Consider the following 24954-nt stretch of genomic DNA (forward strand, 5'->3'; position numbering starts at 1 on the left):
CCATCGACAGTCTCCCCCCAACATGACCAGCACGCTCGATCACATCCCCCGCCACGCTACGGCCGCCCCGGTGTCTCTGGAAAGCGCCATCGAGGCCGCGGGCGTCGGCAAGTTCCAGTACCGGCTCTTTGTCATCTTCGGCCTGGTGTGGCTGGCGGACGCCATGCAGGTGCTGTCCATCGGCTTCAGCGCCCCGTCGATTGCGAAGACGTTCGGCATCTCCGTGCCCCAGGCGCTGCAAACGGGCACGTTCTTCTTCGTCGGCATGCTGGCGGGGGCGTTCTTCTTCGGGCGACTGGCGGACCGCATCGGCCGGCGGCCCGTGCTGATGACGGCCGTGGTCATCGACGCGATCTGCGGGGTCGCCTCCGCCTTCGCGCCGGACCTGACCTGGCTGCTGGTGCTGCGCTTGTTCACGGGGATTGGCGTCGGCGGCACGCTGCCCGTCGACTACACCATGATGGCGGAGTTCCTGCCCCGCGACCGCCGTGGCCGCTGGCTGGTCCTGCTGGAGTCCTTCTGGGCGCTCGGCACGCTCTGCCTGGCCTTGCTGGCGCTGGCAGCGCTGTCCTATGGCGATCAGGCCTGGCGCGCGATCTTCCTTGTCACCGCCATTCCCGCGCTGGTGGGCGTGGTCCTGCGCTTCTATATCCCGGAATCGCCGATGTTCCTCAACCGAAACGGGAAGCCGGACGCGGCGCGCGCGGTGCTCCAGCGTGTGGCCGATGCGAACGGCAGGCAGGTGGAAATCCCGCCGCTGCAAGCGGAGCGTGCCGCGCCAAAATCGGTCCTTGCGCTGTTCTCGGGCGGTCTTCGGCGCCGCACCCTGGCGCTGCTGGCGGCATGGGCGCTCGTCTCCATCGCGTACTACGGCGTGTTCGTCTACCTGCCGATCAAGCTCGGCGCCGAAGGATTCGCCTTCATGCGCGGGCAGGTCTTCCTGGTGATCCTCGCCATCGTGCAGTTGCCGGGCTACGCCTTGTCTGCCTATGGCGTGGAACGCTGGGGCCGGAAGCCCACCCTGATCGGCTTCCTGCTGCTCAGCGCCGCGGGGTGCATGCTGTACAGCTTTGGCACCGATCCCACGGTGGTGGTCGGCTCGACGCTACTCATGAGCTTCTCGCTGCTTGGCACATGGAGCGCGCTGTACGCCTTCACCCCCGAGGTCTATCCGACCGACCTGCGGGCCACGGGCATGGGCACGTGCGGCGCCGTGGCGCGTTTCGGCGGACTGTTCGCGCCCTCGATCATTGCCCCGGTGATGGCCACGCACTTCACCCTGGCGCTGGCCTTGATCTCCGCCATGCTGCTCGCCGGGGCAGTCGCCATTGGCGCCGTCAACGTGGAGTCGAGGAACCGCGCGCTGGATTAGGAGGACGGCACCAGATCCGGCGACGGCGCCCTCGGCACCAGCGCGAAGGCGATCTGGATCAGGCCAACGGTCAACCCCAGCGCGGCGCCCACCTTCCACGCGACGGAGTAGTTCTGCATCAGGTCATAGAGCCAGCCGCCCCCGAAGGCGCCGATAAAGCTGCCGATCTGGTGACTGAAGAACGCCACGCCGGCGATCATCGCCTGCCAGCGCAGGCCGAACGTCTGCGCAATCCATCCTTGCACCAGCGGCGACACGCCCAGCCAGAGAAACCCCATGACCCCGGAGAACACCAGCGTGCTTTCCGGGGTCGGCAGGGTGTGGAAGAACCAGATGAAGCCGAGGGACCGGCAGATATAGATGCCGCCGAGCAACAGCAGCTTGTTGACCCGCCCGCCCGCCCATCCGAAAAACAGGCTGCCCAGCACGTTGAATCCGCCGATCATGCCGAGCGCCTTGGCGGACAGCATCGGGTCCATGCCACAGATATCGAGGTATGCGGGAAGGTGCGTCGTCAGGAACACCAATTGCATCCCGCAGACGGTGTAGGCCAGCGCCATGACCACGAACGGCGGATGCCGCAGCGCGCCCATCAGGGCCTGGCGGCCACTCAGCTCCGGCTGCGCCCGCGTGGGCGCCTGGCGCGAAGTGTCAGAACGGCCAGCAAACCAGGCGGCGGGCAGCATCACCAGCGCCAGCACGACAAAGGCGGCCACGCCCATGCGCCAGCCCCATTCGCTGGCAATGCTCTGCCCCAGCGGCGCGGCGATCATCGCCCCGAGCGAACCGCAGGCCGACACGCAGCCGAGCACCAGGCTGCGCACCTGAACGTTCACGGCGCTCGATGCCGCGGCCATCGCCATCGCCGTGCCGGTGGAAGCCATCGCCATGCCGATCAGCACCCCGGCGCCGAGCACGACCGCCCAGAGTCCGTGGGACGTGGCGAGCAGCACCAGCCCGATCAGGTACAGCAACGCGCCCCCGACCATCAGCGGGCGGAACCCGGTTCGTACCGCCAGCGCGCCGGCAAATGGCTGCAACACACCCCAGGTGAGGTTTTGTACCGCCACGGCAATCGTGAAATCGCCCACTGAAATCCCGATGTCGCGGGTCAGGGGCGGCACGAAAATGCCCAGGCTCTGCCGCAGGCCCATGGCGAGCGACAGCATGACTGAGGCGCCAATGAGAATTGGCAGTGCGGGACGCAGCGAGGCAAGACGGGACATGCGAGGGCTCTTGTTATTAGCGGCCTGTGCACAGGCCGGAAATGCCATTTTCGTTGAATCGTCAATGAAAATACATCCTCGGGAATACCGAGGAAGCACTGCCCTGCAGAATGAGGGCGACGCATTACACTGTCGGCCATGCACCACATCCCCCAACCCTCTCCTGCACCGCTCATTGCCTATTTCTGGAGTGACGATGCCATCCGCAGCCGGAGTGTGAGTGACGTCGTGTTATCCGGCACGGTCGACATTCCCGAACCGCCGGCCCGGCTGCGCGCGGATTGGGCGCGGGAAATCGCGTCCAATATGTCGCTGGAAACCGGCGATGTCGAAGCGATGTCCCTGCCACGGGCGCGAATGCGCTGGCCCGACTACTCGGCCTGCGTACAGGCGGTGTCAGATTGGGCGCGCACCTTCGGCATGATTTTGTCGACCGACGTCGCGCTCATGGCCTGCCGCGGCGCGCGCTATCACCATGATGGAGAGCAATACGCCGGTCTGGCCTTCTGCAATCTCTTCCTGAGTGAAGACAAAGGGCTGGACGTGCATTTTCCGGCGCTGGATCTTCGTATCCCCTTGCAACGGGGGACGGTGATGATCTTCGATACCTGCCAGCCGCACGCCGTCATTCGGCGCGGCAGCGATGGTTTCGATTTGGCCGATTTTCCCTCGGACCAGGATTGGACACAGCTATTTTTGACCTGGGAGTTGCCGGTCGAAAGTGCCCCCGTCGAACAGGCGCTCAACATCAAATTCGATATTGACCCTGCCGCTGCCGCGACGATGAATGCCGAGCAACTGCGGCTGAATGGCGAAAGGGTCGATGTCCGCCACGACTCCGGCCAGTGGCGACCGGCGGATTAACCGCCTCAGTCATCCGCTGCGTCGAACGCCTGCCGCACGCACGCCGCCAGCCGGCTAGCCAGGAAATTCAAGGGGAAATGGTCAGACGTGACCGCGAAGCTGCGGAACATGACCTCGCCCGCAAACGGAATCTCGCGCACATCGGGCAAGCCAAGCGCGTGGCTGACGATCGGACTCACGATGGACACGCCGAGACCCTTGCTGACCATCTTGCAGATCGTCGTGGCAAACGGCGTTTCGATGGCCAGCAGCCGCGAGCCGATCGGAAAGTGCCGGTCGATCTCCCGCCGGTTCGCGCTTTCCGCCGGCAGCGAAATGAAGGATTCCCCTTCGAAATCCGCCGGATTCAGGACCGAACGTGTCGCCAGCCGATGGGATGCGGGAACAATGCCCACGCCACGCGCGAGATTGATTTCCTCATATTGCAGGCTCGGTAGTTCGGTCGGAACGGAGCAAAATCCAATATCGCAAAATCCTCTCGCGATCCATTTAGCCACCACCTCGGACCTGCCCGTATTCAGCAGCACTGGAATATCGGGAAAATCCTGCCGAAAAAATCGCATGGCGTCCGGCAATATGCTGTCGGCAATGGAGCCGACGGCCCCCACGCGCAGTAGCCCGGTGCCCCGGCTGCGAATGGTGTTCGCACTATCGTCCAGAGATTCGAGTCCGATGAAAGCGCGTTCGACATCCGCATAGAACGCCTCGGCCTCTGCCGTCGGAATCAACTTGGTCCCCACGCGCTGAAACAACTGGAAGCCCACCTTGCTCTCCAGCAAGCCGATCCAGCGGCTGATATTGGGTTGCGACGTATGCAGAAGACCGGCCGCCGTGGTCATGGAGCGCGACATCATCACGGCGCGGAACGCCTCGATTTCTTTGAAGTTCATGGAACGGCCTCCCGAAAGATGGCGATTGTGGCACGCAGGGACGCATGCGCCACCCCGCCCTCAACCCATATCGGAATTGTATAAGACAGTGCGATCGGCTGATTTGACGCATGGGTTGTCGCAAACCAAACTCGATGTATGTTTATTTCAACCGAGTTTGAAAATGGAATCCAAAGTCAGCCGCCGGCTTAAGCAACCTCCCGCCAAAGAGGTTATCCAGTACATTTTCCAGCCGCGTACCACGCGTGAATTCTTTACCAAGAATTTCGAAGTGCTGACGCAAATCAACCTGGCCCATCTGGTCATGCTGGACCAGCAGGAGATTCTCGACAAAACCACCACGGCGACCCTCGCCAACGCCCTGCTGAAAATGCGGCGCGAGGGCCCCGAGGTCGTCGAACTCGATGAAGCGCGGGAGGATGCCTATTTCAACTACGAGGCGCACCTGATCCGCCTGATTGGCCAGAATGTCGGCGGCCGTCTGCACACGGCACGGAGCCGCAACGATATTGGGGCGACCAATGACCGGATCCGCGCGCGCGGCTTCGTGATCCGGATCTGCTCGGCGCTGGCCGGGCTATGCGATGCCGCGCTGAGCCAGGCGGATGCCTACGCTGACTACGTCATGCCCGGCTATACCCACATGCAGGCCGCGCAGCCCATCACCTATGGCTATTACCTGTCGGCGCTGGTGGAAGCCTGGTCCCGGGACATCGACCGCCTGATGCACGTCCTGGAAACCCTCGACGGCTGCCCGATGGGCGCTTGCGCGCTCGCCGGCACGTCATTTCCGGTCGACCGCACCCTCACCAGCACCCTGCTCGGCTTCAGCCAGCCGCTTGGCAACGCGCTGGACAGCGTGGCGTCCCGGGACTTTGCGCTGGAGTTGAGCGCGGCACTCTCGATCATGATGATCACCTGCAGCCGGATGGTGCAGGACTTCTATATCTGGTCGACGCCGGAATTCGGCTACCTGACGTTTCCGGACAGCATCGCCGGCACGTCGAGCATCATGCCGCAGAAGAAGAACCCGGTCGTGCTCGAATACCTGCGTGGCAAGACCGCCCAGCTGATCGGCCTGACCTCGGCCGCCCTCACGACGGTGAAATCCACGCATTTCTCGCATTCCGGCGACAGCAGCCGGGAAAGCACGCGAACCTGCTGGGAGAGCTGCGAAGAGGCCCTGAAGAGCCTGGAACTGATGAAGCTGCTGGTGCGGGACGTGCAGCCCGAGCGGGAACGCATGGCGTCGCGCGCGGCTAACGACTTCTCCACGGTGACCGATCTGGCCGACCTGCTCGTCCGCAAGGCCGACCTCTCGTTCCGCGATGCCCATCACATTATCGGCGCCGTAGTGCGGCGTGCGCTCGACGAGGGCCTGCCGGCGACCGCGATCACCCCAGCGATGATCGATGACGCCACTGCGGAGCAAGTTGGCAGGCCCGCCGGGCTCTCGGCCGAGGACGTCGCCCAATGCCTGGACCCGATCCGCAATGTGAACAGTCGCCAGTCGTACGGCGCGCCAGCCCCGCAAGGCGTGCGCGAGCGGCTCGACGTGCAGCGCCGCGCGCTCGATACCCGCACCACCGCGCTGGACGCCACCGTCACCCGCATCGACGACGCCGCCGCATTGCTGGAGCAGCGCACCCGGAACCTGGCCGCCGGCTGACAACATCAAGAATAGAGGAGACAACCATGTTCAAGTTCACCACCGTGCTCATCGCGGCCATGGCGTGCTGCTCGGCCGCCGGCGCGCAGGGCTACCCCAACAAGCCGATCGACCTCGTCGTGCCCTTCGCGCCCGGCGGCACTGTGAATCTCACCGCGCGGCTGCTGGCCACGCGCATGTCCCAGATGCTCGGACAGCCGGTGATCGTCGACAACAAGCCGGGCGCCGGCGGCGCCATCGGCGCGGCCTATGTGGCCAAGGCACGTGCCGATGGCTACACGCTGCTGTACGCCACCATGGGCAGCCAGGTCATCCAGCCGCTCCTGACGAAGAACCTGACCTTCTCGCCCGCGAAGGACTTCACGCCAATCGCGCTCTTCGCCACGGTGCCGAACGTGCTGGCTGTCTCCGCAAACACGCCGGCGAAGAACATGGCCGAACTGCTCCAGTACGCCAAGGCGAATCCCGGCAAGCTGAACATGGGCTCCGCCGGCCAGGGCTCCGTCAACCACATGATCGGCGAGCTGTTCATGCTGCGGACGGGCGTCAAGTTCACCCACGTGCCATACAAAGGCGCGGGACCGGCGACCACCGACCTCCTCGGCGGCCAGATCCAGATCCTGTTCGCGAATCTTCCGGGCCTGCAGCCGTATGCGAAGGCCGGCAAGATCCGGCTGCTCGGCGTGGCGAGCCACCAGCGCAATCCCGCGATTCCGGACGTGCCGACGTTTGAGGAACTCGGCATCAAGAACGCCGAGACCGAGTCTTGGTCAGCCCTGATGGCACCGGCCGGCACCAGCGCAGAGGTCATCAGGAAGCTGCAGGACACCGTCCGGACCGTCGCCACGGATCCGGCGATGGTCAAGCAGTTGATTGCCGAAGGCGCGCAGCCGTTCTATGGCACGAGCGACACCTTCGCCAAGGTGATCGCGGAGGACAACAAGCGTTGGACCGAGGTGGTCAAGCGCGCCAATGTCCAGCTCGATTAGGAACGGCGTGTTCGCGCCCACCCAACTGGGGCAGACCCGCCCCCCCATTACAGGGAGGGTAGCCTACCCTCTTTGACCTACATCATCCCCGAACACCGTATGTTTCGAGGGGATGACGATGGCACGCAAGTTTCCATGCTGCACCACGGCGAAGCGGCGCGCGATGCTGGCCGCACTCGCTGTGACCCTGGGGTTGTGCGCTGGCGGTGTTCGCGCTGAAACGTTTCCCTCCCGTCCGCTGCGCATCGTCCTGTTGATCGGCCCCGGCAGTAGCGGCGACGCCGTGTCGCGCTTCGTCGCCGACAAGCTCGGCGCTGCCTTGGGCCAGCCGGTCATCGTCGAGAATCGCCCCGGCGCGGAGGGCCTGATCGCTGTGCAGAGCGTCCTGAGCGCACCGGCCGACGGCTACAGCATCCTGCTGGTGACGCCTTCCATGCTCAGCGGTCCGCTACTGAACAAGGCCGCGAACTACGATCTCCAGCGGGACTTCCGCATGGTGTCGTTCCTCTACCGCAACTCCGCGCTGCTCGTGACGGGGCCGCAGAAGCCCTACGCCGACGTGAAGCAGGCGCTGGAGACCGTCCGCGCCACGCCCGGCGCCGTCAGTTTGGCCGACTACGGCAACACCTACCGCGTCGCCGGCATGCTGCTGGCCCAGCAAGGTGGCCTGGCGTTCAATGCGGTCAGCTACAAGGGCTTCTCGCAGGCATCGGCCGATGTGATCGGCGGTGCGGTGGACCTCGGCCTGCTCGACGCCGGCGCCTCCATGCCGCTGGTGCGCGCGGGCAAGCTGCGCGCACTGGCCAGCACCGCCACGACCCGCCTGCCGGACCTGCCCGCCGTGCCCACGCTGCGCGAAACGGGCTTCCCCGGCTACGAGATGTATGTCTGGATCGGGCTCGCGGTCCGCCGCCAGACCGACGACGCCACGGCGCGGCGTCTGGAACAGGCTGTCGCCGCCATCACACGGTCCCCGGCCTACCTGCAATTCCTGACGACGTTTGCCGGCTCCGAAGCGATGTCCGTCTCGGGCGCGCAGGCCGATCAGGACCTTGCCAACGAATCCACACGATATCGGCGCGCAGTCGAGGCCATCCAGCAGGCCCGGCGCTGAATTCCCCGTACCTCCGAATCCCCCGCACACACAGAAGGAGTGTCATGAGCGAGCTTTGCAAGGATCGCGTCGTCGTCATTACTGGCGCCGGTCGCGGCATCGGGCGCGAGTACGCGCTGCAATTTGCACGCGCCGGCGCACGCGTGGTGGTCAATGATCTGGGCGCCGCACCTGACGGCGCCGGCGCGGCAAGCGGCCCCGCACAGGCGGTGGTCGACGAAATCCTCGCGGCAGGCGGACAAGCCGTGGCCAATACCGACGACATCTCGGACTGGGACGGCGCGCAACGCCTGATCCAGACCGCCATCGACCACTTTGGCGGGCTGGACGTGCTCGTCAACAACGCCGGCATCCTGCGCGACCGTACCCTCGTCAATATGACGGAAGCGGACTGGGACTCCGTGATCCGCGTCCATCTGCGCGGCACCTTTGCGCCGATGCGCCACGCCGCCGCTTACTGGCGCGACGAGGCCAAGGCCGGGCGCACCCGCGAGGCGCGCGTGATCAACACGAGTTCGTCGTCGGGCCTTTACGGCATCGTCGGCCAGACCAACTACGGCGCGGCCAAGGCGGGCATCGCCAATATGTCGATCGTTGCCGCACGGGAGCTGGAGCGCTACGGCGCCACCGTCAACGTGATCTACCCGACGGCCATGAGCCGCCTGACCGAAGACCTGTTCCGACAGAACGGCATGGCCGCGCAGGCGGAACAGACGCAGGCCGGCGGCGGCTTCGATCCGCTCGACGCCGGCAACGTCGCGCCGCTCGTGGTCTGGCTCGGCAGCACGCAATCCAGCACCATTACCGGACGCGTGTTCGGCGTGCGCGGCGGCGCCATCACGGTGGCCGAGGGCTGGCACGCCGGCCCTCGCATCGAGAAAGAGGGCCGCTGGCTGCCGGAGGAGTTGTCGGCGCACATCCCCGATCTGGTGGCCCGCGCCGCGCCCAACGCGCTGATCTCGGGCGAGATCCCGCACCGCGAGGGCGTTCCGGCATGACCCCGACTCCATCCCCCGTCGCGAAATTCACGCCGCAGCCGGTGCCCGGCACGCGCCCCTTCTGGGAAGGCACGCAGGCCGGCGAACTGCGCCTCCAGGTCTGCGACAGCTGCGGCACGCACGTGCTGTATCCACGCCCGCACTGCCACCAATGCGGTGCCGAGACCTTGTCGTGGGTCCGCGCCAGCGGCCGTGCGCGCCTGTATTCCTATGTGATCAGCCACCTGGCCATGCCGGGCTGGGCCGGCCAGACGCCCTACGTGATTGCCGTGGTGGAACTCGAGGAAGGCCCGCGCATGATGACGAATATCGTCGGCGTACCCGCCGACCCGGCGCACCTCGTGCTCGATATGCCGCTCGAAGTGGTGTTCGAGCCGCGCGGCGAGGTCATGCTGCCGCAGTTCAAGCCCCAGACGGAGGCCGCCCGATGAGCCGGCTCGACCAGATCATCGCCATTGCCGGCGCCGCCGAGACGGAACTGGGCGCCCTGCCCCACCTGTCCGAGATGGACCTGCGCGCCGACGCCGCGCGCCGCGCGCTGGCCGACGCCGGCCTCACGCTGGCCGATGTGGACGGCATCACGAGCGCCGTGGACAGCCCCATCGACGTCGCCCACTACCTCGGCATCACGCCCGCCTGGTACGACGGCACCTCGGTAGGCGGCTGCTCGTTCATGGTCCACGTGCGGCACGCCGCCGCCGCGATCCGCGCCGGACTCTGCAACACCGTGCTGGTGCTCCACGGCCAGTCCGGCCGCTCGCGTGTGGGCTGGCCGCCTCGCTCAGTGCCGCCATTCTCGATGCTGGGCCAGTTCGAGATGCCCTACGGCAGCGGCGCGCCGCCCAACACCTTCACGCTGCCGATGCTGCGCTACATGAAGGAGACCGGCACCACCCACGAGCAACTGGCCGAAGTGGTCGTGGCGCAGAGCCACTGGGCCGCCGGCAACCCGCGCGCCAGCCGCAACAAGCTGCTGACCGTGGACGACGTGATGGCGTCCCCGATGATCGCCTATCCGTTCCACAAGCTCGAATGCTGCGTGGTCACCGACGGCGGCGGGGCCCTGGTTATCACTACGGCGGAGCGCGCGCGCAACCTCCGGCGCGCGGACAGCCCGGTCTACCTGCTCGGCTCGGGCGAGGCCTGCGACAGCCCGCTAATCTCGATGATGGACGACATGACCAGCTCGAAGGCGTTCCGCCTGTCGAGCCGCCAGGCGTTCGCGGAGTCTGGCGTGAGCCACGCTGACATCGATCATCTGATGATCTACGACGCCTTCGCGCACCTGCCGCTCTACGGGCTGGCCGATCTCGGTTTCGTCGCGCACGGCGAAGCCGCGCGTTTCATCGAGGCCGGCCATACCCGCCCCGGCGGCAAGCTGCCGATGAACACCAATGGCGGCGGCATCCTGTACACGCATACCGGCATGTACGGCATGTTCGCGATCCTGGAGGCCGTGCGCCAGCTGCGCGGCGAGGCCTTCCGGCAGGTGGATGGCGTGCAGTGCAGTTTCGTGCAGGGGGTGGGCGGCATGTTCACGGCCGCCGCCGCGCTGGTGCTCGCCAACACGCTGCCATAGCTGGATGCCACCCGGAGACAACACGACCATGCAGAACGAAGACTGGACACACCTGGGCGACCGCGCGCGGCGGCACCCCGAGCGGATCGCCGTCATCAATGGCAGCAATGGCATCTCCCTGACCTACGGCGAGCTGGACCGGCGTGCCAACCGCCTCGCGCGGCGGCTCCAGCAAATGGGGCTGCGCCCGGGCGACCACATCGCCATGGTGCTGGAGAACAACCTCCGTTGTTTCGAAATCGGCTGGGCGGCCTTGCGCTCCGGGTTGCTCGTCACGCCGGTCAACCGGTTCCTGACGCCGGCCGAGGCGGCCTACATCGTCGAGGACAGCGAGTCGCGCGTGGTCATCAGTTCCCATGCCATGCGCGAGCTGGCCGAAGGGCTGACCGGGCTGATGCCGAACTGCTCCGCGCGGCTGATGGTGGACGGCACGATCGACGGCTGGGACAGCTACGAAGCTGTCGTCGCGACGGTCTCGGACGCCCCGCTCGACGCCGAAACCCTCGGTGCCCTGATGCTATACAGCTCGGGCACCACCGGACGCCCGAAGGGCATCGTGCGTGCCCAGCCTTCGACCCGGATGGCCGATTTCATCGACCCGTTCCGGCGCGGCCAACTGCGCCACTACGACTTCTCCGACGACATGGTCTACCTGTCGACGGCCCCGCTCTACCACGCGGCACCGCTGGCCTGGGCGCTGCAGCTGCAAGCCACGGGCGGCACCGCCGTGTTCATGGAGAAGTTCGAACCGCTCGCCGCGCTGGCGCTGATCGAGCGCTACCGTGTCACGCACAGCCAGTGGGTGCCGACCATGTTCGTCCGGCTGATGAAGCTGACCGAGCAGGAGCGGCACGGTTTCGACCTGTCGAGCCTGCGCATGGCCGTGCACTCGGCGGCGCCCTGCCCGGCCGACGTCAAGCTGCGCATGATCGAATGGTGGGGCCCCATCCTGCACGAGTACTACGGCTCCACCGAAGGCAGCGGGCTGACGATGATCGACAGTGCCGGCTATCTTGCGCATCCGGGCTCGGTCGGCCGCGAAGCCATCGGCAAGCTACACATCTGCAACGACGAGGGCGACGTCCTGCCCCCGGGGCAGCCGGGCCTGATCTACTTCGAGCGGGACACCCTGGCGTTCCACTACCACAACGATCCGGAGAAGACCGAGTCCGCGCGACATCCCCGGCATCGCAACTGGACCACGGTGGGCGACGTGGGCTATGTGGACGAGGAAGGCTACCTGTACCTGACCGACCGGAAGACGTTCATGATCATCTCCGGCGGCGTCAACATCTATCCCCAGGCGATCGAGGACGCGCTGGTCACGCACGAGAAGGTCGGGGACGTGGCGGTCATCGGCGTTCCGTGCGCCGAGATGGGCGAGCAGGTCAAGGCCATCATCGAGCCGGCACCAGGCATCGTGCCCAGCGCGGCGCTCGGCGAGGAGTTGATCGCCTACCTGCGCGGGAAGGTGGCGCGGTACATGATTCCGCGCTCGGTGGATTTCATCGACCGCATGCCCCGGTTGCCGACCGGCAAGCTGTACAAGCAGGCGCTGCGCGAGCGGTACCGCACCAGCCCCTGACGAAAACAGGCCCGCAAGGGCCTGTTTTCTTTCCTGCCACCGCTCGAACCGCCGCCGGCTCAGGCGCCCCGCCAGCCGGCAATCGCCTCGGGCGACAAGCCCCAGGCGGCCAGCGCGGCATCCACGCCGTCGGCATCGGGCGATTGCGGCGCCTGTGGCGGCGTCGGCATGGCCGAAGGCGTGCGGCTGAAGCGTGGCGCCGGCGCGGGCTGCACCACGCCATCCACCTCGACGAATGTGCCGCGCGCCTTCAGATGCGGGTGCGACGGCGCCTCGGCAAACGACAGGACCGGCGCAAAGCAGACATCGGTGCCTTCGAGCAGATCGCACCAAGCCGCGCGCGTGCGGGTGCGGAACGCGGCCGCGAGCACCTCGCGGGTATGCGGCCAGCTCGCGGTGTCCATCTGCGGGCCGATGGCGTCTGCCGGGATGCCCATGCGCTCCAGCAACTCGGCATGGAAGCGTGCCTCGATCGGGCCGATCGAAATCCATTTTCCGTCGGCGCAGGCGTAGACATCGTAGAACGGCGCGCCGGAGTCCAGGATGTTGGTGCCGCGTTCGGGCTGCCACTTCCCGGCCGCCGCCAGCCCGAAGAACGTCATCGCCATGGACGCGGTGCCGTCCACGATGGCCGCATCCACCACCTGCCCCTGGCCGGAGCCGCGCGCCTCGAGGATGGCGGCGAGCACGCCCATGGCCAGATAGAGCGCCCCGCCACTCATGTCGCCGAGCAGCGCCAGCGGCACGGAAGGCGGCTGTCCCTGCCGGCCGATGGCATCGAGCGTGCCGGTCAGCGAGATGTAGTTGATGTCGTGACCCGCCACCTGGGCGAGCGGCCCCTCCTGCCCCCAGCCCGTGATGCGGCCGTAGACAAGCCGGGGATTGCGCGCCAGGCAGACGTCGGGGCCGAGCCCCAGCCGTTCCGTCACGCCGGGCCGGAAGCCCTCGATCAGCGCATCCGCGCCAGCCACGAGTTGCAGGACGCGTTCGACACTGGCCGGCTGCTTCAGGTCCAACGCAATCGATGTGCGATTGCGCAGCGTGAGGTTGTAGCGCAGCGGCTTGCTGACGCCGAGGTCCACCGGCGTCTCGCGTTCGATGCGAATCACCTCGGCCCCCATGTCGGCCAGCAGCATCGCCGCCATCGGCCCGGGACCGATGCCGGCCAGCTCGACGATCCGTACGCCGGCCAGCGGCCCCTTGCGGTTCGCATCCCCCATCTCAGCCCTCCATGGCCACTGCCGGCCGCTCGGCGACCAGACGCGTGCGGGCAAAGTCGAACAGCGTCGAAGCCGGCTCGGCCAGCAGCGCGCCGCCCAGCCGCGCAGCGCAGCGCGACTCCGTGCCCGCCGTGGTGCGCCATTCGTGCAGTCGGCGCGTGAACAGCCCCAGCACGTGTTCCTCGGTGATGCCGATGGCACCATGCACCGCGTGGGCGATGGCGGCGACGCGCGTGGCGGCCGCCGAGGTTCGCAGCTTGGCCGTCGCCGCGAGCAGCGGATCGGGCAGATATCCCGCGCTGGCCGCGCAGCCGAGCCGGGCCGCCAGCACCGCTGCCGCCACCTGCTCGGCCAGCACGCTCAACTCCTGTTGCACCGCCTGGAACTGGCCAATGGCGCGCCCGAACTGGCGGCGGTCGGTCGCGTAGGTCACGCCGAGCGCCTGGATGCGCTGCATGGCGCCCGCCATGCCCACGGCATGTAGCGCGTTGCAGAGCGTCTCGGCATCGGCCCCGGCGGCGGGAATACGCGCCACCGCCTGCGCCGAGCTGTGCCAGCGGACCGTGGCCGACACGCGCGGCCGGAAGGCTCCGGGCTCGCGTTGCGCGCCTTCCGTCGGCATCAGCCACCAGGCGTCGTTTCGACTCAGCAATACATGGTCGGCCAGCGCCGCGCCGGGCACGTCCCGGCAGACGATCTGTCCGCCGACCTCCAGCGCGAGCGGTGCGATGGCGATGGCACCCGGGCCCGCCGTGATGCCGGCCGAGGCCAGGATGGCTCGCGCCACGGCGGTTTCGGCAAACGGCAGCGGCAGTCCGGCACGCGCCGCGGCCAGCGCCAGCGGGAACAAGTCGGACAGCGACAGCCCGGCGCCGCCACTCGCCTCGGGCAAGAGCGCGTCGGTGTAGCCGAGCGCGTCGATGCGCGCCCAGAGGTCGGCGGCGCCCTCGCCGGCTTCGGTCCGGCGCAGTTGTTCGTCGTCGCAGAGATCGAGCAGGGGCCGCTCGAATCCTTCCAGCAGGGAATCGGTCATCAAACCATCTCCAGTATCAGCGTAATCCGAGGCTGCGGGCGATGATGCCGCGCAGGATCTGGCGCGTGCCGCCGCGCAGCGAGTAGCTTGGGGCGAGCTGCATCACGTAGGCCAGCGTGCGTGCGAGCGCGGGCGATGGCACCTGCGCGTCGCGCTCGAGCGCCGTCTGGATCCAGTCGGGCATCGCCTGTTCAAATTCGGTGCCGAGGTCCTTGACCAGCGCGGCCTCCTGCTCGGGGTTCTCGCCCCGGTTCAGCTTGTCGGCCACGGCCAGCGACATCGCACGCAGCACCGCCAGATTGCCGACGATCCGGCCCGCGAGTTCGGTGGATGCCAGCGACACCTCGCCCGCCGCGCGAACCTCCGCCAGCCATGTTTCCGCCAGCACCAGGCTCGAATAGATGCGCTCGGGGCCGCTGCGCTCGAAAGCCAGCTCCGCCGTCACCTGCTTCCAGCCCGAGCCCTCCTCGCCAATCAGTGCGTCGGCGGGCAGTTGCACGTCCTCGAACAGCACTTCGCAGAAGTGGGCGTCGCCGGCCACGTCGCGGATGGGGCGGATCGTGATGCCGGGCAGCGAGAGGTCGATGACGACCTGCGACAAGCCCTGGTGGCGATCCTCGGTCACGCCCGACGTGCGAACCAGTGCCACCATGTACTGCGAGCGATGCGCGTTGGTCGTCCAGATCTTGCGGCCGTTGAGCAGCCAGCCCGCGTCGTTGCGCGTGGCCCGGGTGCGCACGCTGGCGAGATCGGAGCCCGTATCGGGCTCACTCATGCCGATGCAGAAGAACGCTTCGCCGCGAATGATGCGCGGCACGTAGAAGTCACGCTGCGCCGGCGTGCCGTAGCGCAGGATCAGTGGCGCGGTCTGCCGGTCGGCGATCCAGTGGGCGGAGACCGGCGCGCCGGCAGCGAGCAATTCCTCGAGTAGCACGAAGCGCGCGAAGCCGCTGCGGCCACCGCCGCCGTATTCCCGTGGCAGGGTCAGGCCGATCCAGCCCTGTGCGGCGAGCGCCTGGCTGAAGCTGGCATCGAAGCCAAGCCATGAGCGGGAGCGGACCTCGGGTGCGACGTCGCGCATCGCCGAGCGCAGGAAGGCGCGCACCGGTGCACGCAGGGCCTCGTCCTCGGGCGGGATCGCAATCAGGCCGGGTGTGGGAAGCAAAGTCGTCAAGATGGCTCCGGTTTTTGCATGGCCGGCAGGCCGCCTGTTGCGGTGCCGGGATGGCATAATCTATGGCCCCCGCCCGGCCGCGTCCAATACCGGATAGAGACCGCCCGATACGCCAGCCGTATTGCCAACCGCCCTTCTTCGCGCCCATGGAGCTTCGTCAACTCAGGCAAGTCCTCGTTCTTGCGGAAACGCTGAACTTTCACCGTGCCGCCGAAAAACTGCACATGGCGCAGCCGCCGCTTTCCACGTCGATCCGCAAGCTCGAGGAAGAGCTGGGCGTGACGCTGTTCGATCGATTGCCGTCGGGCCTGCGCCTGACGCCGGCGGGCGAGGTGGTGCTGCGCAACGCGCGCCGCACGCTGTTCTATTCGGAGGAAGTGCGCCGTGCCGCGCGCGAGGGCGAAGCGGGCGAGCAAGGCATGCTGCGGCTGGGGTTCATCGGATCGGCCACGTACTCAGTGATGCCGGAACTGCTGCGTACGTATCGGCGACAGTACCCGGGCGTGGACCTCGCCATCGAGGAATCGACGACCGTGGAACTGCTGAGCCGGCTCGAGGACCACTCGCTCGACGTGGCGCTGGTGCGCTACCCGGTGCTCGAACCCACCAATGCCGAACTGACCCTGCTGCAGCGCGACCACTTCATGCTGGCCGTCAGCACGGACTCGCCGCTGGCCGCACAGGCGGACATCGCCCTATCCGAACTGGGGGATGTGCCCTTCATCATGTACTCGCGCACGCGGGTGCCGTCGATGCACATGCTGATCACCTGCGCGCTGCACGGCGCCGGCATCAAGCCGCGCATCGCGCAGGAAGCGGTGCAGGTGCAATCGATCCTGAGTCTGGTGGATAGCGGGCTGGGCGTGGCGCTGGTGCCGAACAACGCGGTCAAGTACGCCGGCACCGGCGTGCGGCTGCTGCGGTTGCGGGACTGGCCCATGCAACAGGCCATGGGCGTTGCACTCGCCACGCTGCCGGATGCGATGACCGCCACGGCGAGCAATTTCGTCGCCGTCGCCCGCAGCATCGCTGCAGCGGGCTTGGCGGGCGAGGCTGGCGGCACTACTCCTGGTGGATATTCGCCGTCTTGACGATGCGCCGTGTCCGCTCGATCTCGCTGACCTGGAAATCGCGGAACTGCTGTGGAGTGGCCGGGAACACCGTGCCGCCCATCGTCTCGATGAAACGCGCGCTTTCCTGCGTCGCAAGGAGATCACCCACCGCCTTGGCAATCCGGTCGACCACGGCCTGCGGCGTCTTGGCCGGCAGGAACACGCCGGTCCAGGCGAACGCCTCGTAGCCCTTGCTGCCGGTCTCGGCGATGGTGGGCACGCCGGGCAGCTCCTTGAGCCGTTCCGGGCTGCCTACCGCCAGCGCGCGCACCTTGCCGGCTCGCACCAGCGGCATCACGGCGCTCACCTCCGCCATCGTGTAATCCACGCTCCCGCCGGCGAGGTCGCTCATGGCGAGCGACGTCCCCTTGTACGGCACGGGCATGGCGCGGATACCACGCGTTTCGTGGAACAGTTCCAGCGCCACCTGATAGGTCGGCGTGCCGGCTGCGTAGTTCAGCTTGCCCGGCGCGTTGCGCGCGGCCGTGACCAGTCCGTCGAGCGTCGTGTACGGCGAGCTGGCGGGCACCGCCAGCACCATCGGGAACCGCGCGATGCGCGCCACGGGCACGAAGTCCTTGATCGGGTCATAAGGCAGCTGGCGGAAGACTGCCGCGTTGGTCACCATCGGCGAGTTGCTGGCGACGAACATCGTGTAGCCGTCCGGTGCCGACTCGGCTACCTGGCGCGCGGCAATGAAACTGTTGGCGCCCGGCTTGTTCTCGACCACGAAGGGCTGGCCGAACTTCTCGGTCAGGTGCTTGCCGATAAAACGCGCGGTGGTGTCGGCGCCGCTGCCGGGCGGCAGCGATACCACGATCTTGACCGGCCGGTCTGGGTAGTCCGCGGCGGCGGCGGCGCCGCTGGTCGCGCAAAGCATGGCGGCCATGCACAGGCCCGCGATTTGTCGATGCATTGTTGTCTCCATTATGGTTATGTGCCGACCGGCGACGGCCGGCTGGTGTGACGCTAGCGCTTCAGGAAACCGTCGAGCGCGGCCTCGTGCTCCTCGGTATGGTGCGCCAGCGCCTGGAAGCCGGCGGACATTTCGAGCAGCGTGGCAAGGCTGGTTTGCTGGCCTTCGCGCAGCAGCCGCTTGGTCATGCGCAGCGCGTGCCCCGGGTTGGCGGCGATTCGCCCCGCCAGCGACATGGCGGCCGGCATCAACTCGTCCGCAGGCACCACGCGCGAGACCAGCCCCCACGCCAGCGCCTGCTGCGCATCGATCGCCTCGCCCGTGAACGACATCTCGCAGGCGCGCGACATGCCCACGGCACGCGGCAGCAGCCACGCCCCGCCATCGCCGGGTAGCAATCCCAACTTGGCGAAGCTCTCCGCGAACACGGCCTTGTCCGAGGCAATCCGGATATCGCACATGCACGCGAGGTCATTGCCGGCACCGTACGCGGGGCCGTTCACGGCGGCGATCGTCGGCACCTCAAGCGCCTGCAATGCCAGCGGCAGCCGCTGGATGCCGTTCCGGTACGCGTAACGGCTATTCGCAGGCACGCCCAGCCCGGTGCCGACGGTATCGCGCAGCGTCTTCAAGTTACCGCCCGACGAGAACGCCGGGCCCGCCCCGGTCAGCACCAGCACACGCACCGAGAGGTCGTCGTTGATCGCCTGGCACAGGTCGACGATGCTCTCTATCGCATCGTCATCCGACAAGGCGTTGCGGGTCTGCGGGCGGTTCATCGTGGCAACGGCCACGTGTCCGATGGTTTCGATCTTGAGGAAGTCGCTCATGCTTGGATTCTGATTTCGGTAAGGGGACGAAAGGCAGCCCTGCAGCCGCCGGCTATTCCTTCTCCACGCCGGCCGACCGCGCGGCGACGCTTCATATCCATCTGTTGCCTCCTCAGTAGGACTTCGGCAGGCCAAGCACCTTCTCGGCCACGAAGCACAGGATCAGCTGCGGGCTGATCGGTGCGATGCGGGGAATCAGCGCTTCGCGCAGATAGCGCTCCACGTGATACTCCTTGGCATAGCCATAGCCGCCGTGCGTCATCACCGCCGTCTGGCAGGACTTGTAGCAGGCCTCGGCCGCGAGGTACTTGGCCGCATTGGCCTCCGCGCCGCAGGGCTCGCCGCGATCGAACTTCGCAGCCGCGTTGAGCACCATCAGGTTGGCGGCTTCCAGCTCCATCCAGCATTCGGCCAGTGGATGCTGGATGCCCTGGTTCTTGCCGATCTGGCGGTCGAACACGATACGTTCCTTGGCGTACTGCGTGGCCCGCGCCAGCGCCACGCGCCCGAGCCCAACCGCTTCCGCCGCCACCAGGATCCGTTCGGCGTTCATGCCATGCAGGATGTACTGGAACCCCTTGCCCTCTTCGCCGATGCGGTCCTCCACGGGCACCTTGAGGCCGTCGATAAAGACTTGGTTGGTGTCGACAGCCTTGCGGCCCATCTTGTCGATCTCGCGGGTCTCCACGTGGTTCCGGTCGATGGTCGTGTAGAACAGGCTCAGGCCTTCCGTCTTGCTCTTGATGGCCTCCAGCGGCGTGGTGCGCGCCAGGATCAGCATCTTCTCCACGCAACTGGCGGTGGAGATGAAGGTCTTGGCGCCGTTCAGCACGTAGTGATCGCCGTGCCGGTCCGCGCGCGTCTTCAGTTGCGTAGTGTTGAGGCCGGTGTTGGGCTCGGTCACGGCGAAGCAGGCCCGCTCGCTGCCCTGAATCAGGGGCGGCAGCATGCGTTGCTTCTGCGCCTCGCTGCCGAAGACCACCACCGGGTTCAGGCCGAAGATGTTCATGTGCACGGCCGAAGCCCCGCTCATGCCGGCACCGGATTCGGCGATGGCCTGCATCATGATGGCGGCCTCGGTGATGCCGAGGCCCGAACCGCCGTAGGCTTGCGGGATGCAGATGCCCAGCCAACCGTCCCTGGCGAGCGCCTGATGGAAATCGGTCGGAAAGCCGCCGACCTTGTCCTTCTCCAGCCAATACTCGGCGTCAAAGCGCTCGCAGACCTTTAGGATGGCCTCGCGAATCTCGCGATGTTCGGGGGAATGATCGAAGGTCATGCTCATGCCACCTCCACCGCCATGGCCGTGGCTTCTCCGCCACCCAGGCACAGACTCGCCACGCCACGGCGCAGCCCCCGTTCGCGCAGCGCATGGACCAGCGTCACAAGCAGCCGGGCGCCCGTCGCGCCGACCGGATGGCCCAGCGCGCAGGCGCCGCCGTTCACGTTGACGCGCGCATGCGGCAGGTTCAGTTCGCGCATGGCGAGCAGCGTCACCACCGCAAAGGCCTCATTGATTTCGAACAGGTCGACGTCGCCAGCCTGCCAGCCGGCCTTGTCCAGCACGCGGCGGATGGCGCCCACCGGTGCGAGCGAGAACTGCCCCGGCGGCAGTGCATGCGTGGCGAGCGCGGTGATCCGGGCCAGCGGCGCGATGCCCTTTGCCCGCGCATCCGCCTCGCGCATCATGACCAGCGCGGCGGCGCCGTCTGAAATCGACGACGCGTTGCCTGGCGTCACCGTGCCCTCGGTGCGGAAGGCGGGCGACAGACGTGGGATCTTGTCGATGTCGCAGCGCGCCGGGGTCTCGTCATCGCGCAGCGGCTCGCGATTGCGGCTCTTCCCCGACTTCGGCGACAGCTCGACGATCTCCGCCACAAAGCGGCCTTCGCGCACCGCAGCCTGCGCACGCGCCACGCTTTCGGCGGCGAACGCATCCTGCGCCGCGCGCGAGATGCCAGCCTGTTCGGCGGTCAGGTCGGCGTAATAGCCCATCAGATGGCCTTCATACGCATCCTCAAGACCATCGCGATACATATGGTCCAGGAACTGCCCGTGGCCGAGGCGGTAGCCCTGCCGGCCGCGCGGCACGAGGTGCGGCGCGTTGGTCATCGACTCCATGCCGCCCGCCACCGCCACCGTGCAACTGCCGGCGCGCAGCAGGTCATGCGCCAGCATGGCTGCCTTCATGCCGGACCCGCACATCTTGCTGATCGTCGTCGCCGGCACCGATGGCGGCAATCCCGCACCAAGCACGGCCTGCCGGGCCGGGGCCTGGCCAAGGCCGGCGAACAGGCAACAGCCCATGATGGCTTCGTCGACGCTATCGGCCGACACCCCTGCCTGCGCCACGGCGGAGGCAATGGCGGCAGCGCCAAGTTCGGGCGCCGAGAACGTCGATAAAGCGCCCTGGAACGCGCCGATGGGCGTGCGCTGCGCGCCCACGATGACAATGGATGAATCTCGCTCGTGCATCACTGCATCTCCTGGAACGATGTCTTGGGGGTGGATGCCCGATCAGGCGTCCGCGACGAGGGTCGCGGCCGACGCCGCCATGGCCTCGATCTCCGCCGGGCTGTAGCCGGCTTCCGCCAGCACCTCGGCGCTGTGCTGGCCAAGCCGGGGGGCTTGCCGGGCGATATGCGGCTGGGACTTCGACCACCGTGACGGCACCGCCATCGAGCGCATGCGGCCTTCGCTCGGATGCTCGACCATCTCGAAGAACCCCACCGCCTGCAGGTGCGGGTCGTTCATCAGCGAGTCGAGCGTGTGCATGGGCATGACTGGGATGTCGGCCGCTTCGAGCACCGCCGTCCATTCCGCCGACGTGCGCGTGGCCATCACCTCGGCCAGCATCCGGTACAACTCGTGGATGTGCTTCGTGCGCTCGCCGATCGAGTGGAAGCGCGGGTCGTTCGTCATGACGTCGGGCTGGCCGATCAGCGCGAAGAACGTTTTCCACTGCTTGTCGTTGTAGACCATCACGCACAGGTAGCCGTCACGCGTGCGGTATGGCTTGCGGTTGTCGTTCAGCAGGCGCGCGTAGCCGGCGGGGCCGATTGGCGGATCGAAGGTCGCGCCGTACATGTGATCGCCCAATACGAACTGCGCCATGGTCTCAAACATCGGCACTTCGATCGACTGGCCTTCACCGGTGCGGGTGCGGTAGAGCAGCGCGGCCGTCACCGCGTTGGCGGCGCTCATGCCGACGATGCGGTCCGCCATGGCGTTCGGCGCGTAGCGCGGCTCTTCGGAGCCGGCCAGCGTGCTCAGCGCCGGGATGCCCACGGCGCCCTGGATCAGGTCGTCATAGGCCGGCTTGGCCGCGTAGGGACCGCGCTGGCCGTAGCCGTAGACACCCACGTAGACGATGCGCGGATTGACCGCCGCGATGTCCGCGTAGCCGAGCCGCAGGCGCTGCATGGCCTGCGGGCGGACGTTATAGATCAGCACATCGGCGTCAGCGGCCAGGCGCAGCAGCGCATCACGCCCGGCTGGCTGCTTGAGATCCAGCACCACGCTGCGCTTGTTGCGGTTGGCATGGAGAAAAACGCCCGCCATGCCGGGATTGCGGGCAGGACCGATGCCACGCACGGTGTCGCCGCCGGGCGGCTCGATCTTGATGATGTCCGCGCCGAGATCGCCAAGGATCTGGGTGGCGTACGGTCCCATCAACACCGTGGTCAGGTCCAGGATGCGTATCCCGGCCAGCGGCCCGTTACTCTCCTTGCCGTCCTTGCCAACTGCGCCCGTGGCGCGTGCAGTACCTTCCACCTCCATCGCAATCTCCTCGAAACGATGGAGCGCATGCTACGGACGCACCCCGGCCGCGACAAATACCGTCTTCATGTCGCCCGATACCTGCTTCGTATCGATCACCCCGTTCCCCGCCCCTACCCATGTTGGGGAGGGTGGCGGAGGGGGCCCCACCGCTATGCTCGTTCCCCTGATCCGACCAACAGCCAGCAGGGAGCCGTGCATGGACTTGCGATTCACCCGAGCCGAACAGGATTTCCGCGAGGAAGTCCGCGCTTTCGTGCGGAGCCAGTTGCCCGCCGACATCGCCGACAAAGTCCGCAATCACCAGCGTCTGGAAAAGGACGACTTCGTGCGGTGGCATCGCATCCTCCAGGCGCACGGCTGGGGGGCGCCGAACTGGCCGGTCGAGTACGGCGGCACCGGCTGGAACGCCATCCAGCGGCTGATCTTCGAGATCGAGACCTTCCACGGCGACGCCCCGCGCCTGCTGCCGACCGGCCTGGCCATGATCGGGCCGGTGTTGCAGAAGTACGGCAACGCGGCGCAGAAGGCCCATTTCCTGCCGCGCATCCCCACCATGGAAGACTTCTGGTGCCAGGGCTACTCGGAGCCCGGCGCGGGGTCCGACCTCGCCTCGCTGAAGATGCGCGCCGTGCGCCAGGGCGACCGCTACATCGTGAGCGGCCAGAAGACGTGGACGTCGTATGCGCAATATGCCGACTGGATTTTCTGCCTCGTCCGCACCGATGGCGAGGCCAAGCTCCAGGACGGCATCTCGATGCTGCTGATCGACATGAAGAGCCCCGGCGTGACGATCCGTCCCATTACCACCCTCGACGGGGGCCACGACGTCAACGAAACGTGGTTCGAAGACGTGGAGGTGCCGGTCGAGAACCTGGTGGGCGAGGAGAACCGCGGCTGGACCTACGCCAAGTACCTGCTGGGCCATGAGCGCACTTCCATCGCCGGCATCGGCCATTGCCATCGCGAGATGCGCCTGCTCAAGCACTACGCCACCGAGGCTACCGACGGCAAGGGCCGGCGGATGATCGACGATGTGCGCATGCGCGACAAGATCGCCCGGCTTGAGATGGACCTGATGGCCATGGAAATGCTCCTGCTGCGCGTGGCCACGCAGGAAGGTAGCCGTGGGCCCGGTCCGGAAGCCTCGATCCTGAAGATCCGCGGCTCCGAGCTGCAGCAGGACATCGCCATGCTGCAACTGGAGGTGGCGGGCCCGAACGCGTGGCCGTACGCGCCGGAGTGGCGCGAGGCGGGCACCGTCCAGCCGGTCAGCGGGCCGGATTGGGCATCGCCGGCTGCGGCCACCTACTTCGATACGCGCAAGACATCGATCTACGGCGGCGCCAACGAAGTGCAGAAGAACATCATCGCCAAGATGATCATCGGATTCTGAAGGGAGACACAAGCATGGACTTCCAATACAGCGAAGAACAGCAGATGCTGGCGGACAGCCTGCGGCGTTTCGTCGAGACCGAGTATCCGTTTGCGCGGCGCCGGGAGATTGCTCGCCAGGGTGGCGCGTTCGATCGCGGCATCTGGGCCGCACTGGCGGAGATGGGTGTGCTGGGCCTCACCGTGTCGACCGACTTCGGCGGCTTTGGCGAAGGCCCGGCCAGCCAGCTGGTGGTGCACCAGGAACTGGGGCGCGGGCTGGTGCTGGAACCTGTGATCCCGAGCGCGGTGGTCGGCACGGCCGTGCTCGGCAACTATGGCAGCGCGGCGCAACAGGCGGCATGGCTGCCGGCGCTTGCCAGCGGCGAGCGCGTGCTCGCCCTCGCCTATCTCGAACCGGGCACGCGCTATCGGCCGGAAGCCGCGCAGGCGACGGCCGTGCGTGACGGTGATAGCTATCGGCTCGATGGCATCAAATCGCTGGTCTGGCATGGCGATGCGGCGGACACCTATCTGGTCAGCGCGCGGGTCCCGGCGCCTGAGGCCGATCTCGCGCTGTTCCTCGTGCCGCGCGACACAGAAGGGCTGCACGTCACCAGCTATCCGACCATGGATGGCCTGCGCGGCGCCGACCTGCGGCTGCAAGGCGTGACAGTGCCAGCCGCCGCGCGGATCGGACAGGCGGAAATCGGCTTGGCTGCGCTCGAACATGGGCTCGACCACGGTATCGCCGCACAGTGCGCCGCTGCAGTAGGTGCGATGGAGCGCCTGATCGAACTGACGGGCGAATACCTTCGCACGCGCCGGCAGTTCGGCACGCCGCTCGCCACGTTCCAGGCCCTGCAGCACCGCATGGCCGAGATGCTGGTGCACAAGGAACTCGCGCTGTCGATGGCCTACGTTGCGGTACAGGCGCTCGACGAGACCGACGCTGCCGCGCGCAGGCGCATGCTTGCCGGTGCCAAGGTGGTGGTGGCCCGGGCGGCGCGCTTCATCGGCCAGCAAGCCGTTCAACTCCACGGCGGCATGGGCATGACCGACGAACTGGAGGTCGGCGACTACTTCAAGCAGCTCGCCATGGTGGACGTGTTGTTCGGCGATACGGACTTCCACATGGAACGCTACGGCGAGGCCATGGCAGGCACGCGCGGCTGATCGCCACGAAACGTGGCGTAACGCACTTGCATATCGATAGTGGTGTACTACGC

General features: G+C 67.1%; 22 protein-coding genes. 12 read left to right on the forward strand and 10 right to left on the reverse strand.

What is annotated here, in order from left to right; genetic code table 11:
* The first annotated feature begins 22 nt into the window (after positions 1-22).
* Entirely contained in the window at positions 23-1372 is a 1350-nt protein-coding gene (locus AC1DFU_RS20335) for an MFS transporter (protein WP_092293061.1), read from the forward strand.
* Here the strand turns inward: AC1DFU_RS20335 and AC1DFU_RS20340 are convergent.
* Positions 1369-2598, reverse strand: coding sequence for an MFS transporter (locus AC1DFU_RS20340; RefSeq protein WP_441591062.1), 1230 nt, complete (start codon positions 2596-2598; stop codon positions 1369-1371). The two genes, AC1DFU_RS20335 and AC1DFU_RS20340, sit on opposite strands and share 4 nt — an antisense overlap.
* A gap of 138 nt (positions 2599-2736) precedes the next feature.
* Here AC1DFU_RS20340 and AC1DFU_RS20345 point away from each other — a divergent pair, with 138 nt between their 5' ends.
* On the forward strand, positions 2737-3462 hold the full coding sequence (locus AC1DFU_RS20345; protein WP_441591063.1) for a hypothetical protein: 726 nt from the start codon (positions 2737-2739) through the stop codon (positions 3460-3462).
* A 5-nt stretch (positions 3463-3467) separates the two neighbouring features.
* Here the strand turns inward: AC1DFU_RS20345 and AC1DFU_RS20350 are convergent, their stop codons facing one another.
* On the reverse strand, positions 3468-4352 hold the full coding sequence (locus AC1DFU_RS20350) for a LysR substrate-binding domain-containing protein (RefSeq protein WP_092293055.1): 885 nt from the start codon (positions 4350-4352) through the stop codon (positions 3468-3470).
* Between the two features lie 163 nt (positions 4353-4515).
* On the opposite strand from AC1DFU_RS20350, the gene argH reads away from it, so the two are divergent.
* From argH to AC1DFU_RS20385, 7 genes are all read left to right on the forward strand, one after another.
* Positions 4516-6021, forward strand: a complete 1506-nt coding sequence (argH, locus tag AC1DFU_RS20355; protein ID WP_092293053.1) for an argininosuccinate lyase — start codon at positions 4516-4518, stop codon at positions 6019-6021.
* A 26-nt stretch (positions 6022-6047) separates the two neighbouring features.
* Complete coding sequence (locus tag AC1DFU_RS20360; protein WP_092293051.1) at positions 6048-7010, forward strand: Bug family tripartite tricarboxylate transporter substrate binding protein; 963 nt, start codon at positions 6048-6050, stop codon at positions 7008-7010.
* A 118-nt stretch (positions 7011-7128) separates the two neighbouring features.
* Positions 7129-8124 carry a Bug family tripartite tricarboxylate transporter substrate binding protein gene (locus tag AC1DFU_RS20365; protein WP_441591064.1) on the forward strand — a complete coding sequence of 332 codons (996 nt, stop codon included), beginning with the start codon at positions 7129-7131 and terminating at the stop codon, positions 8122-8124.
* Between the two features lie 44 nt (positions 8125-8168).
* Positions 8169-9122, forward strand: a complete 954-nt coding sequence (locus AC1DFU_RS20370; protein ID WP_092293047.1) for an SDR family oxidoreductase — start codon at positions 8169-8171, stop codon at positions 9120-9122.
* Positions 9119-9553: a Zn-ribbon domain-containing OB-fold protein gene (locus AC1DFU_RS20375; RefSeq protein WP_441591065.1), complete on the forward strand. Its 435-nt coding sequence runs from the start codon at positions 9119-9121 to the stop codon at positions 9551-9553. Before AC1DFU_RS20370 ends, AC1DFU_RS20375 begins: the two co-directional genes overlap by 4 nt.
* A complete protein-coding gene (locus AC1DFU_RS20380) occupies positions 9550-10701 on the forward strand; it encodes a thiolase C-terminal domain-containing protein (RefSeq protein WP_441591066.1) in 1152 nt (383 codons plus the stop codon). Before AC1DFU_RS20375 ends, AC1DFU_RS20380 begins: the two co-directional genes overlap by 4 nt.
* A gap of 28 nt (positions 10702-10729) precedes the next feature.
* On the forward strand, positions 10730-12286 hold the full coding sequence (locus AC1DFU_RS20385) for an acyl-CoA synthetase (RefSeq protein ID WP_092293043.1): 1557 nt from the start codon (positions 10730-10732) through the stop codon (positions 12284-12286).
* A gap of 59 nt (positions 12287-12345) precedes the next feature.
* On the opposite strand, the gene AC1DFU_RS20390 is transcribed toward AC1DFU_RS20385, so the two are convergent.
* Genes AC1DFU_RS20390 through AC1DFU_RS20400 form a run of 3 tightly spaced genes read right to left on the reverse strand, consistent with a single transcriptional unit; the run spans position 12346 to position 15713 of the window.
* A complete protein-coding gene (locus AC1DFU_RS20390; RefSeq protein WP_441591067.1) occupies positions 12346-13506 on the reverse strand; it encodes a CaiB/BaiF CoA transferase family protein in 1161 nt (386 codons plus the stop codon).
* Between the two features lies 1 nt (position 13507).
* Positions 13508-14539, reverse strand: coding sequence for an acyl-CoA dehydrogenase family protein (locus tag AC1DFU_RS20395; protein ID WP_441591068.1), 1032 nt, complete (start codon positions 14537-14539; stop codon positions 13508-13510).
* 16 nt (positions 14540-14555) lie between these two features.
* A complete protein-coding gene (locus tag AC1DFU_RS20400) occupies positions 14556-15713 on the reverse strand; it encodes an acyl-CoA dehydrogenase family protein (protein ID WP_369823380.1) in 1158 nt (385 codons plus the stop codon).
* Positions 15714-15859: 146 nt separating this feature from the next.
* Here AC1DFU_RS20400 and AC1DFU_RS20405 point away from each other — a divergent pair, with 146 nt between their 5' ends.
* Entirely contained in the window at positions 15860-16804 is a 945-nt protein-coding gene (locus AC1DFU_RS20405) for a LysR family transcriptional regulator (RefSeq protein ID WP_441591069.1), read from the forward strand.
* Here AC1DFU_RS20405 and AC1DFU_RS20410 read toward each other — a convergent pair.
* From AC1DFU_RS20410 to AC1DFU_RS20430, 5 genes are all read right to left on the reverse strand, one after another.
* On the reverse strand, positions 16776-17741 hold the full coding sequence (locus tag AC1DFU_RS20410; protein WP_092293032.1) for a Bug family tripartite tricarboxylate transporter substrate binding protein: 966 nt from the start codon (positions 17739-17741) through the stop codon (positions 16776-16778). The two genes, AC1DFU_RS20405 and AC1DFU_RS20410, sit on opposite strands and share 29 nt — an antisense overlap.
* A 53-nt stretch (positions 17742-17794) precedes the next feature.
* On the reverse strand, positions 17795-18571 hold the full coding sequence (locus tag AC1DFU_RS20415; protein ID WP_092293030.1) for a crotonase/enoyl-CoA hydratase family protein: 777 nt from the start codon (positions 18569-18571) through the stop codon (positions 17795-17797).
* Between the two features lie 112 nt (positions 18572-18683).
* Positions 18684-19850 carry an acyl-CoA dehydrogenase family protein gene (locus AC1DFU_RS20420; protein WP_092293027.1) on the reverse strand — a complete coding sequence of 389 codons (1167 nt, stop codon included), beginning with the start codon at positions 19848-19850 and terminating at the stop codon, positions 18684-18686.
* Between the two features lie 2 nt (positions 19851-19852).
* Positions 19853-21046: a thiolase family protein gene (locus tag AC1DFU_RS20425; RefSeq protein WP_441591070.1), complete on the reverse strand. Its 1194-nt coding sequence runs from the start codon at positions 21044-21046 to the stop codon at positions 19853-19855.
* Between the two features lie 42 nt (positions 21047-21088).
* Complete coding sequence (locus AC1DFU_RS20430) at positions 21089-22351, reverse strand: CaiB/BaiF CoA transferase family protein (protein ID WP_441591071.1); 1263 nt, start codon at positions 22349-22351, stop codon at positions 21089-21091.
* Between the two features lie 199 nt (positions 22352-22550).
* Here AC1DFU_RS20430 and AC1DFU_RS20435 point away from each other — a divergent pair, with 199 nt between their 5' ends.
* Both AC1DFU_RS20435 and AC1DFU_RS20440 read left to right on the forward strand, forming a co-directional pair.
* Complete coding sequence (locus AC1DFU_RS20435) at positions 22551-23747, forward strand: acyl-CoA dehydrogenase family protein (RefSeq protein WP_441591072.1); 1197 nt, start codon at positions 22551-22553, stop codon at positions 23745-23747.
* Positions 23748-23761: 14 nt separating this feature from the next.
* On the forward strand, positions 23762-24901 hold the full coding sequence (locus AC1DFU_RS20440; RefSeq protein ID WP_441591073.1) for an acyl-CoA dehydrogenase family protein: 1140 nt from the start codon (positions 23762-23764) through the stop codon (positions 24899-24901).
* Positions 24902-24954 lie beyond the last annotated feature (53 nt).

It is taken from the genome of Cupriavidus sp. 10L45 (assembly GCF_056395225.1).

Excerpts from the sequence above, each read along its gene's own strand:
- AC1DFU_RS20335 (WP_092293061.1), top strand. The coding sequence starts at position 23 with ATGACCAGCACGCTCGATCACATCCCCCGCCACGCTACGGCCGCCCCG.
- AC1DFU_RS20340 (WP_441591062.1), bottom strand. The coding sequence starts at position 2,598 with ATGTCCCGTCTTGCCTCGCTGCGTCCCGCACTGCCAATTCTCATTGGC.
- AC1DFU_RS20345 (WP_441591063.1), top strand. The coding sequence starts at position 2,737 with ATGCACCACATCCCCCAACCCTCTCCTGCACCGCTCATTGCCTATTTC.
- AC1DFU_RS20350 (WP_092293055.1), bottom strand. The coding sequence starts at position 4,352 with ATGAACTTCAAAGAAATCGAGGCGTTCCGCGCCGTGATGATGTCGCGC.
- argH (WP_092293053.1), top strand. The coding sequence starts at position 4,516 with ATGGAATCCAAAGTCAGCCGCCGGCTTAAGCAACCTCCCGCCAAAGAG.
- AC1DFU_RS20360 (WP_092293051.1), top strand. The coding sequence starts at position 6,048 with ATGTTCAAGTTCACCACCGTGCTCATCGCGGCCATGGCGTGCTGCTCG.
- AC1DFU_RS20365 (WP_441591064.1), top strand. The coding sequence starts at position 7,129 with ATGGCACGCAAGTTTCCATGCTGCACCACGGCGAAGCGGCGCGCGATG.
- AC1DFU_RS20370 (WP_092293047.1), top strand. The coding sequence starts at position 8,169 with ATGAGCGAGCTTTGCAAGGATCGCGTCGTCGTCATTACTGGCGCCGGT.
- AC1DFU_RS20375 (WP_441591065.1), top strand. The coding sequence starts at position 9,119 with ATGACCCCGACTCCATCCCCCGTCGCGAAATTCACGCCGCAGCCGGTG.
- AC1DFU_RS20380 (WP_441591066.1), top strand. The coding sequence starts at position 9,550 with ATGAGCCGGCTCGACCAGATCATCGCCATTGCCGGCGCCGCCGAGACG.
- AC1DFU_RS20385 (WP_092293043.1), top strand. The coding sequence starts at position 10,730 with ATGCAGAACGAAGACTGGACACACCTGGGCGACCGCGCGCGGCGGCAC.
- AC1DFU_RS20390 (WP_441591067.1), bottom strand. The coding sequence starts at position 13,506 with ATGGGGGATGCGAACCGCAAGGGGCCGCTGGCCGGCGTACGGATCGTC.
- AC1DFU_RS20395 (WP_441591068.1), bottom strand. The coding sequence starts at position 14,539 with ATGACCGATTCCCTGCTGGAAGGATTCGAGCGGCCCCTGCTCGATCTC.
- AC1DFU_RS20405 (WP_441591069.1), top strand. The coding sequence starts at position 15,860 with ATGGAGCTTCGTCAACTCAGGCAAGTCCTCGTTCTTGCGGAAACGCTG.
- AC1DFU_RS20410 (WP_092293032.1), bottom strand. The coding sequence starts at position 17,741 with ATGCATCGACAAATCGCGGGCCTGTGCATGGCCGCCATGCTTTGCGCG.
- AC1DFU_RS20415 (WP_092293030.1), bottom strand. The coding sequence starts at position 18,571 with ATGAGCGACTTCCTCAAGATCGAAACCATCGGACACGTGGCCGTTGCC.
- AC1DFU_RS20420 (WP_092293027.1), bottom strand. The coding sequence starts at position 19,850 with ATGACCTTCGATCATTCCCCCGAACATCGCGAGATTCGCGAGGCCATC.
- AC1DFU_RS20425 (WP_441591070.1), bottom strand. The coding sequence starts at position 21,046 with ATGCACGAGCGAGATTCATCCATTGTCATCGTGGGCGCGCAGCGCACG.
- AC1DFU_RS20430 (WP_441591071.1), bottom strand. The coding sequence starts at position 22,351 with ATGGAGGTGGAAGGTACTGCACGCGCCACGGGCGCAGTTGGCAAGGAC.
- AC1DFU_RS20435 (WP_441591072.1), top strand. The coding sequence starts at position 22,551 with ATGGACTTGCGATTCACCCGAGCCGAACAGGATTTCCGCGAGGAAGTC.
- AC1DFU_RS20440 (WP_441591073.1), top strand. The coding sequence starts at position 23,762 with ATGGACTTCCAATACAGCGAAGAACAGCAGATGCTGGCGGACAGCCTG.